The sequence below is a fragment of the Methylobacterium sp. WL69 genome, assembly GCF_008039485.1.
In the GTDB taxonomy this organism is placed as follows: Bacteria; Pseudomonadota; Alphaproteobacteria; order Rhizobiales; family Beijerinckiaceae; genus Methylobacterium.
The window spans coordinates 17,847-27,624 of record NZ_VRUZ01000054.1 but is presented as its reverse complement, the minus strand read 5'-3'; the positions used below and the strand labels follow the sequence as shown (position 1 = coordinate 27,624).

The window sequence follows — 9,778 nt, the reverse complement described above, 5'->3', positions numbered from 1 at the left end:
GCCGCCGGGGGCGCGGGGATCGGGCACGAGCACCCGGGCGGTGTCCTCGGGCCGGTTCCAGTAGCCGAGGGACACGGTGGGGCCGCGATGCATCAGGATGCCGGGCTCGCCCGGCCGCGTGCGCCGGCCGTCGGCGGCGACGGCGAAAATCTCGGTCTCCGGGATGGCGCGCCCCATGGAGCCGGGCCGGGCGTCGAGCTCGCCGGGGGGAAGCCAGGTCGAGCGAAACGCTTCCGTGAGCCCGTACATCAGGACGATGTCGGTCCGCGGCAGGGCGCGGCGCAGGCGCGCGACGGTCTCCACGGGCACGGCGCCGCCGGAATTGGTGAGGTAGCGCAGGCTCGCCAGATCGGCCGTGGCCAGACGGGGGGCCGCCCGCGTCAGGAGGGTCCACAGGGTCGGCACCCCGGCGAGCCCGGTGATCCCGTGGGTCTCGATGGCGCGCACCACCTCGTCGCCGAACCGGACGTCGAGGAGGACGAGGCGGGCGCCCTGCTCGACGGCGGTGAGGAGCTGGTTCAAGCCGTAATCGAAGGCGAGGGGCAGCACCGACAGGATGCGCTCGTCCGGCGTGAGGCCCAGGTAGGTCCGAACGATGCGGGTGCCGGCGAGCAGGTTGGCGTGGGAGAGCATCACCCCCTTGGGCAAACCCGTCGACCCCGAGGTGTAGAGGATCGCCGCGAGATCGGTCGGCGGAGCGGGTCCGTCCCGGCGCTCCAGGGTGAGGAGCAGGAGGGCATCCTCGCTCCCCGGCGCCTCGGATTCCAACGCGAGGCTCTCGGCCAGGGTGGCGCGGAGGTGGGCATCGGTCACCAGGGCGCGCGCGCCGCAATCCTCGACGATGTGGCGCACCTGGGCCGGGCGCAGGCTCGGATGGATCGGCACGAAGGCGGCGCCGGCCCGCGCGACGGCGAACAGGGCCACGCATTCGCCGATGGATTTCGGCAGCCAGACCGCGACCCGGTCGCCCGGCGCGATGCCGGCCCCGATCAGCTGGTCCGCCAGGGCCGCGACGCGGGTGCGGAGGGCGGAGTAAGTCAGCTGCTCCGCGCCGGCCACGAGGGCGATGCGCTCGCCGGCCGGCCCGTCGAGCAGGTCCCGGACGTGCGTCGGCGCGCTCATGGGGTCCTCATGGCGTCAGGCTTGGTGCCGCTTCGACACGACGTAGGCCGCCAGGGCGTCGATGCTCTCGAAATGTTCGACGGCGAACGCGTCCTCTTCGATCTCGAAGCGGAAGCGGTCGCCGAGCTCCATCATCAGGTCGAGGACGCCGATGGAATCGAGGGCGTCGCTGGTCACCAGGGAAGTCTGCCCGGTGACGGCTTCCGGCGCGAGGCCGGGACTGCGCCCGAGGATGAAGGCGCGGATCGCCGCACGTGCGTCGTCGAGCGACGCACCGTCCTGTGTCTCGACCAAGGTTCCCACTCCACCGGACGTCCGCAGGGACGCGAGCCGCGCTGACAGCCCTCCCGACGCAAGCCGCGCTTAAGCCATGGGGGGCGCGCCTGTCCATGCGCCCGCGGCGGTTCGACGACGGGGGCTCACGCCGGCTCCGCCTCCACGGCCGGGGCGTGCTCGGGCATCGGCTCGCCGTCCGGCACCACGTCGACCTCGACCTTCAGCTTCTGCGCGCCGGAGGAGGAGACGATCCCGTCGATGGGCGAGACGTCGGTGTAGTCGCGCCCGCGCGCCACGACGATGTGGTCGTCGCACATGCCGATTCCGTTGGTGGGGTCGAGGCCGATCCAGCCCTCGCCGCACCAGACCGAGACCCAGGCGTGGCTGGCATCCGCCCCGCGCAGGCGCGGGCGTCCCACGGGGGGAATCGTCCGGAGATAGCCGCTGACATAGGCGGCCGGAATACCGAGGCCGCGCAGGCCCGCGATCATGATGTGGGCGAAATCCTGGCAGACGCCCGCCCGCAGGGCGAAGGATTCGGCCAGGGGCGTCCGCACGGAGGTCGCCTTGGCGTCGAACCGGAAATCGGCCCGGATGCGCAGCATGAGGTCGAAGGCGCCGCCAAAGGCGCTGCGTCCGGGCGGGAAGCTCGCGCGCGCGTAGTCCGTCACCTCGGGGGCGAGGGGCACGCGGATGCTCGGAAACAGGTAGTGCACCGGCGCGCCGGGGGCGAGGGACCTCCGGGCCAGGGCGTCGTCGCGCACCCGCTCCCAGGACGGGCCGGATTCGGGATCGGGCAGGGGCGGGCGCTCGACGAGGACCCGCGACAGCGATTCCACGCGCAGCTCCGTGTGGGGCGTGTCGATGGTCACCGCCACCACGTCGAGGCCGAAATAGTCGCGGCGCACCACGCGCTGGCGCGGCTCGGGCGAGATCGCGAGGGCGCTCTCCAGGACCGTCTGGCCCTCGCCGTCCGTCGGCCGCAGCCGCAGGCCGCAGCGGGCGAAGGGCACGGGCCGGGCGTAGCGGTAGGTGGTGAGGTGGCGCAGCGTGTAGATCACCCGAGACCCACGAGCTTTTCCGGCCGCAGGGCGTGCGGGCCATTGGGGAAGTAGCGGGTCGCGATGGCGTCGGCCAGGTGCTCGAACTCGTTCTCCAGGCGCGCCAGGGCGGCCCCGTCGAACTCGGACGCTTCGCCCGTGGCGAACTCCGCGGCCAGCTTGGCGGCGAGGCGCTGGTGCGGCTCGGGCAGGCCGTCGACCCTCAGGACCGGCAGACTGGCGAGATGGCGCTCGATGGCCTCGACCTGGAAGGCGACGGAGCGGGGATTGAACGGATCGAGGAGTACCATGTCGCGCACGGGATCGAGGGCGGCCCCCTGCATGTAGCGCGCGCCGAAGGCGATGTGCGAATCGCAGAGCGACAGCATCACGCCGAGATCCTCGGCGGTGGCGCCGTCGCCGACGAATCGCGTCGCGAAGGCGCAGGTGTTGATCACCCGCTCGATGCGCCGCCCGAGATCGACGAAGTGCCAGCCGGCCGTGCGGTTCATGTTCTCCTGAGCCAGCCCCGCCAGGGCGGCGATGAGACCCAGCGCCCGCTCGGCGACGCCGACGAGTTCGGCCTCGGAATAGGCCCGCTCCGTGCCGATATCGAGGATGTCCTTGAGGTCGGCGAGCACCCGCCAGGCCTCGCCCGAGAGGCGTTCGCGCAGGATCGCGGCGTTGCTCCGCGCGGAGAGGCCGTGGCTGAGGGCCGAGCCGTAGACCTCGCGCCCGCTCAGCGCTTCCCGGGCCAGGGCGGCGGTGGGCAGGTCCGGGGCGGAGATGGCGCCCCACTCGTCGAGGAGGGCGCGGATGCGCAGGGAGGTCGGCGAGTTGGCGTCGCCGGGCAGGTCGGTGATGACGGCGGCGCCGACGCTGCCGAGATGCGCGATCACGAGGCGGATCACCGCCTCCGCCCGCTCGACGTAGCGGCCGAACCAGAACAGGTTGTCGGCGGCCCGCGAGGGCAGGTGGCCGGCGATCCGCCGGACCTTCTGGGCGGCCGGCTGGATCAGGGGGACCGACTCGACGGGCCCGTCGGACAGAATCCACACGTCGGCGGCCTTGATGCCGGCGCGCATCTCGATGGGATCGACGTCGGCGCGCTCCGAGATGCGGCAGAAGCCGCCCGGCATCACCCGCCAGCCGTCCGGCGTCAAGGCGGCGAACACCCGCAGGGCGAAGGGACGGGGCACGAGGCGCAGGGCGCCGCCGGTCCGGTCCCAGCCGGGCGTGGTCGCCAGGGGGGCACGCTCCTGGGCGACGTAGTCGAACGGCCGGTCGCGCAGGGCCGCGACGACGCGTTCGCGGTCGGCCCCGAAGGCGAGGGGTCCCATGATCGCGTCGCGGGCCATGCCCTTGGGCGGCGTCGCCACGGGCCGCAGGGTCAGGGCGTCGAGGTTGTCGCGCACATGGGCGAGGCTGTCAGGATCGCCGCACCACCACGTGCGCGGGCCCGACAGCCGCGGCTCTCCCCCGAGGACCCGTCTGGCGATGCCCGGGAGGTAGGCGGCGAGGGCGCCCGATTCGAGGATGCCGGAGCCCGGCATGTTGCCGACGACGAGGCTGGCGTTGCGCAGGCCCTCGATGAGGCCGGGCACGCCGAGGCGGGAGGCGGGGTTCAGTTCGAGGGGATCGACGTAGTCGGAATCGATGCGCCGCCACAGCACGTCGGCCCGCTTCAGGCCCGACACGGTGCGGACGTGCAGGGCCCCGTCCTGCATCACGAGGTCGTCGCCCTCGACGAGGAGCAGGCCGAGATAGCGGGCGAGGACCGCCTGCTCGACATAGGTCGAGCTGAACGGCCCGGAGGTGAGGAGGCAGATGCGCGGGTCGCTGCGCTGCGCGCCGAGCGCCAGCCCCTGCCGGAAGGCCTGGAAGAAGGGGGCAAGGCGCTCGACGTGGAGATCGGTGTAGAGATCCGGGAAGGCGCGGGTCAGCACCATCCGGTTCTCCAGGGCATAGCCCGGACCGGACGGGGACTGGGTGCGGTCGGCCAGGACCTGCCAGCGCCCGTCGGGCCCGCGCGTGACGTCCGCGGCGTAGAGCTTGAGGAAGCGCCCGCCCGGCGGCGCGATCCCGGCGACGGGCCGCATGAATTCCGGGCTCCCGGCGACTACGGCGGCCGGGAGCAGCCCGTCGGCCACGAGGCGGCCGGGGCCGTAGATGTCGGCGAGGATCGCCTCCATCAGTTCGGCGCGCTCGACGATGCCGGCACTCAGATCCTGCCAGTCGGCCGCCTCCACCACGAAGGGGAGGGAGCCCAGCGGCCAGGCGTGATCGCGCTTGTCGCCGTAGATCCGGTACGAGATGCCGGTGTCGCGGATGTGGCGCACGGCCGAGACGAAGCGGGCGGCGATGTCTACTTCGGTGAGGTCGCCGAGGCGGTCGAGAACCCGCGTCCAGGCCACGCGCGGCGTGCCCGACGGGTCCATGAACGCGTCGGGCACGCCCGGATGCGGCCGGTAGCCGGAGGTCCAGCGCGCCAGCCGTTCCGCCCGCCCGGAGACCTCCGCCTCGGCCGCATCACTCATCGCGGGCCCGGGCTCCGCAGATCGAGGGTCATGGGGAACTCGCGATTGGTCTCTTCCACCGGCATCTCGATCCTGCCGGCGGTGTGGCCGTGGGCCTGGAAGCGGGCGAGGCGGCGCCCCTCCGCCTCGTAGGTGTTGACCGGGAAGGTCTCGTAGTTGCGCCCGCCCGGATGGCTGACGTGATAGCGGCAGCCGCCGAGGGAACGCCCGCTCCAGGCATCGAGGATGTCGATGGTGAGGGGCGCGTGCGCGGGAATCGTCGGGTGCAGCGACGAGGCCGGTTGCCACGCCTTGAACCGCAGGCCCGCCACCGCCTCGCCGGAGACGCCGGTGCCGGTCATCGGCAGGCGGCGGCCGTTGCAGGCGATCACGTGCCGGCCGGGGACGAAGCCCTCGACCTTCACCTGCAGCCGCTCCACGGAACTGTCGACGTAGCGCACGGTCCCCCCGATGGCCCCTTCTTCACCCAGCACGTGCCAGGGCTCCAGGGCCTGGCGCAGCTCCAGCTTCACGCCGCCATGCTCCACGGTTCCGAACACCGGAAAGCGGAACTCGCGCTGCGCGACGAAGGCGGCGGGGTCGAAGTCGTAGCCGGCGGCCCGGAGATCCTCCAGCACGCCGAGGAAGTCGGCCCACAGGAAGTGGGGCAGCATGAAGCGATCGTGCAGGCCCGTGCCCCAGCGGACACAGCCGCCCTCCTGCGGCTCGCGCCAGAGCCACGCCACGATGGCGCGCAGCAGCAATTGCTGCGCGAGGCTCATGCGCGGGTCCGGCGGCATCTCGAAGGAGCGGAATTCGAGGAGTCCGAGGCGCCCCGTCGGCCCGTCCGGCGAGTAGAGCTTGTCGATGCAGATCTCGGAGCGGTGGGTGTTGCCCGTCACGTCCACGAGGATGTTGCGGAAGATGCGGTCCACCAGCCAGCGCGGGATGTTGGGCTCGTCGGGCTTCGGCACCTGCGCCATGGCGATTTCGAGCTCGTAGAGCCCGTCGTGGCGCGCCTCGTCCATGCGCGGGGCCTGGCTCGTCGGACCGATATAGAGGCCGGCGAACAGGTAGGACATGGCCGGATGGCGCTGCCAGTACAGCACCAGGCTCTTCAGGAGGTCCGGCCGGCGCAGGAACGGCGAGTCGTTGGGCGTCGCGCCGCCGAGCACCACGTGATTGCCGCCGCCGGTTCCCGTGTGGCGGCCGTCGGTCATGAACTTCTGCGCGCCGAGGCGGATCTGGCGGGCATCCTCGTAGAGCTCGGTGGTGATGGTCACCGCGTCGCGCCAGGACGGGGCCGGGTGAACGTTGACCTCGATGACGCCGGGGTCCGGCGTGACCTTGATGACGTTCATGCGCGGGTCGAAGGGCGGCTCGTAGCCCTCGATGTGCACGGCCTGCTTCAGCGCCGCCGCCGCCGCTTCGAGGTGGCCGAGGAGTTCGAGGTACTCGTCCACCCGCTGCAGGGGCGGCATGAACACGTGGAGCACGCCGTCGCGCGGCTCGACCGCGAAGGCCGTGCGGACGGCGACCCCGGTGACGCCCGAACCGTTGACCGTCTCCGTGCCCGGATGGCCCTCGGGCAGGGCATCGCGCTCTTCGAGGGGGTCCTGCGGCTGGTAGTAGGGATAGTTCGCGGACGGCACGTAGGGCAGGGACGACAGGGGGAGCCGGTAGCCGACGGGGGAATCCCCGGGGGTGAGGAAGGCGTGGCCGCGGCGGAAGTCCCAGGCCTCGGAGATCCAGACCCGATCCGCCGCCCCATCCTCGCCGAGGGGCAGGCTCGCCAGGGGAAGGGCGTAACCGGCGGCCTCGCCCAGACCGCGCTCGAACACCCGCGCCATCCGGGCATTGGTCTCGGGGTTCGGGAACATCGGTTCCGAGGTGGTGACGTTGACCGGCAACTCGTCGCGCTTCTCGGTCCAGTAGACCGGGTCTTCGAAGGCGGGGAACACGTAGGGGCCGAGGCCGAGGCGCGCGGCGACGCCGTCGATGAGGGCCTTGGCCTGGGTCGAATTGGCGGTGCGCGGGCCGTCCTCGGCGGCGATGAGGCCGGCATCCTTCCACACGGGCACGCCGTCGCGGCGCCAGTACAGGGCGAAGGCCCAGCGCGGCAGGCTCTCGCCCGGATACCACTTGCCCTGGCCGTAATGGAGCATGCCGCCGGGGGCGAAGCGGGTGCGCAGGCGGCGGATGAGCTTGTCGGCGAGGCCCCGCTTGGTCGGCCCCACGGCGGCGGCGTTCCACTCGGCCGATTCGAAATCGTCGATGGAGACGAAGGTCGGCTCGCCGCCCATGGTCAGGCGCACGTCCTGTTCGGCGAGATCCACGTCGATGCGGTCGCCCAGGGCGTCCATGGCCTCCCAGACCTCGTCGGAGAACGGCTTGGTGATGCGCGGCGCCTCGGCCACGCGGGTCACGGTCATCTCGAAGCCGAATTCGACCTCGGCCGGCTCGGCGAGACCGGAAATGGGCGCCGCCGAATTGTAATGCGGCGTCGCGGCCAGCGGAATGTGGCCCTCGCCGCAGAGGAGGCCGGAGGTGGCGTCGAGGCCGATCCAGCCGGCGCCGGGCAGGTAGACCTCGGCCCAGGCGTGCAGATCGGTGAAATCGGCGGCGGTGCCGACGGGGCCGTCGACGGCGGTGGTGTCGGGAATGAGCTGGATGAGGTAGCCGGACACGAAGCGGGCAGCCATCCCGAGGCGGCGCAGGATCTGCACCATCAGCCACGCCGAGTCGCGGCACGAGCCGCTCTTCAGGGTCAGGGTCTCGGCCGCGGTCTGCACGCCCGGCTCCAGGCGGACGCCGTAGGTGATTTCCCCCGCCACCTGGGCGTTGAGGGCCACGAGGAACAGCACCGTGTTCGGCTCGGCCGGCAGGCGGGTGAGGAAGTCGTCGACCTCGGGCGCCATGGCGTCGTCGAGGACGAGGTAGGGCTTCAGTTCCGCCGTGAGGTCGTCGGCATAGGTGAAGCCCCGCGCCTGGGCGTAGTCCTCGACGAAGAAGTCGAACGGGTTGATCACCGACATGTCGGCGGTGAGATCGACCTCGATCTTCAACTCGCGGGTCTTCTCCGGAAAGATCAGCCGGGCGAGCCAGTTGCCGTTGGGGTCCTGCTGCCAGTTGATGAAGTGATTCTCGGGCAGGACCTTCAGGGAGTAGGCCGGCACGGCCGTGCGCGTATGCGGCGCCGGCCGCAGGCGGATCACCTGCGGACCCAGCGCGATCGGCCGGTCGTAGGTGTAGTGCGTGACGTGGTGCAGGGCGGCTTTGATCGACACGGGGACTCCCGCAGTACCAGGGCGTGGAGCCGCGTGGGCGATGGGACGCCCGGTGCGGCTGCGAGGGGCCGGGCCACCGCCCTGCGGTGCACCCGGGGATGCAGTGTTCCAGCCATACGCCAACGGTCTCCCGCGGGCGATGGGGTCGGTGATGGTGCGCCGTCGCGTCGGGCTCGTGGCGCGAAAGCACCGCCGCACACCGACGTCGCATCGAAGCGAGTCCGTAAGCAAGTTCCGTGCATGATCGGGCCACAGCGAACCGGGCGGGAACTTAGCCGGATGGGACGGCTTTCCTCCCCTTGCCGGGGGCGGAGCGCCCGCGGCGGGATGCGGCGCGCAGGGGTGGCAGGGTTCGGGCATCGAGACGGCAGCATGAAGATCTTCCAGTGCCAGGCCTGCGACCAGCCGGTCAGCTTCGAGAGCACGGATTGCGAGAGCTGTCAGCGGCGCCTCGGCTACGTCGGCGAGATGCACGAGATGTCGGCGCTGGAGCCCGTGGGCACGCACTGGCACGCCTATGCCAATCCGGCCCGGAAATACCGGTTCTGCGCCAACGCCGCGCACGGGGCCTGCAACTGGCTCGTGCCCGAAGACATGCCGGAGGCGTACTGTACCGCCTGTCGCCACAACCGCGTGGTGCCCGACCTCGGCGTCACCTGGAACCTCACGCGCTGGCGCCAGATCGAGGCGGCCAAGCACCGGCTGTTCTACTCCCTCCTGCGGCTCAACCTGCCGCTGATGACGCGGGCGGAGAATCCGACCACGGGCCTCGCCTTCGACTTCCTCGTCGATCCGTCCGAGAGCTATCGCATCGGGCCGCCGGTGCTCACCGGCCACCGCGGCGGGGTCATCACCCTCAACATCGCCGAGGCCGACGACGTCGAGCGCGAGCGCCGGCGGACGCTGTTCGGCGAGTATTACCGCACGCTCCTGGGGCACTTCCGCCACGAGATCGGACATTATTTCTGGAACGTCCTGGTGCGCTTCGACCAGAGCCTGTGGACGTTCCGGTCGCTGTTCGGGGACGAGCGCGACAATTACGGCCGGGCGCTCCAGCGGCACTACCGCGACGGCGCGCCGGAGAACTGGGAGGAATCCTACGTCAGCGCCTACGCCACCAGCCATCCGTGGGAGGATTTCGCCGAGACCTGGGCACAGTATCTCCACATCGTCGATACGGTGGAGACGGCCGGCACCTTCGAGCTCCACGTGCGGCCGCGCCTGCGCAACGGTCCGGCGGACCCCGTGGTGATCGACTACGATCCCTACCAGATCCCGGATTTCAGCCGCCTGGTGGAAGCGTGGCTGCCGCTCACCTACGCGGTGAACTCCCTGAGCCGGAGCATGGGACAGCCGGCGCTCTACCCGTTCAAGCTGACGCCGGCGGTCATCGCCAAGCTGTCCTTCGTCCACGAGCGCATCGTGTCCATGCGCTCCATCGGGCACGGGATCGACAGCGACGAGGCCGGCTCGGAAATCCTGAAGGCCGTCATCACCGGACTGCGCAAGCGGGTCGCGGCGCCGAACGTGTGAACGT

6 protein-coding genes are annotated in these 9,778 nt (G+C 71.4%); 1 reads left to right on the top strand and 5 read right to left on the bottom strand.

The genetic code is table 11. The annotated features are described in order from the left end of the window. The 5 genes from FV218_RS14880 to FV218_RS14860 form a co-directional block, all read right to left on the bottom strand. Window positions 1–1,122 (bottom strand): AMP-binding protein (locus FV218_RS14880; RefSeq protein ID WP_147710438.1); only part of this gene is annotated, 1,122 nt, incomplete at its 3' end. A gap of 15 nt (window positions 1,123–1,137) precedes the next feature. Continuing rightward, on the bottom strand, window positions 1,138–1,416 hold the full coding sequence (locus FV218_RS14875; protein ID WP_147710436.1) for an acyl carrier protein: 279 nt from the start codon (window positions 1,414–1,416) through the stop codon (window positions 1,138–1,140). Between the two features lie 125 nt (window positions 1,417–1,541). After that, a complete protein-coding gene (locus tag FV218_RS14870; RefSeq protein ID WP_147710434.1) occupies window positions 1,542–2,459 on the bottom strand; it encodes a transglutaminase family protein in 918 nt (305 codons plus the stop codon). Continuing rightward, window positions 2,456–4,975: a circularly permuted type 2 ATP-grasp protein gene (locus FV218_RS14865; RefSeq protein ID WP_147710432.1), complete on the bottom strand. Its 2,520-nt coding sequence runs from the start codon at window positions 4,973–4,975 to the stop codon at window positions 2,456–2,458. The genes FV218_RS14870 and FV218_RS14865 overlap by 4 nt, the downstream gene beginning before the upstream one ends. Further along, complete coding sequence (locus FV218_RS14860) at window positions 4,972–8,241, bottom strand: transglutaminase family protein (protein WP_147710431.1); 3,270 nt, start codon at window positions 8,239–8,241, stop codon at window positions 4,972–4,974. Before FV218_RS14860 ends, FV218_RS14865 begins: the two co-directional genes overlap by 4 nt. Before the next feature lie 372 nt (window positions 8,242–8,613). Between FV218_RS14860 and FV218_RS14855 the strand changes: the two genes are divergently transcribed. Next, on the top strand, window positions 8,614–9,774 hold the full coding sequence (locus FV218_RS14855) for a putative zinc-binding peptidase (RefSeq protein WP_056092831.1): 1,161 nt from the start codon (window positions 8,614–8,616) through the stop codon (window positions 9,772–9,774). Window positions 9,775–9,778: the final 4 nt, after the last annotated feature.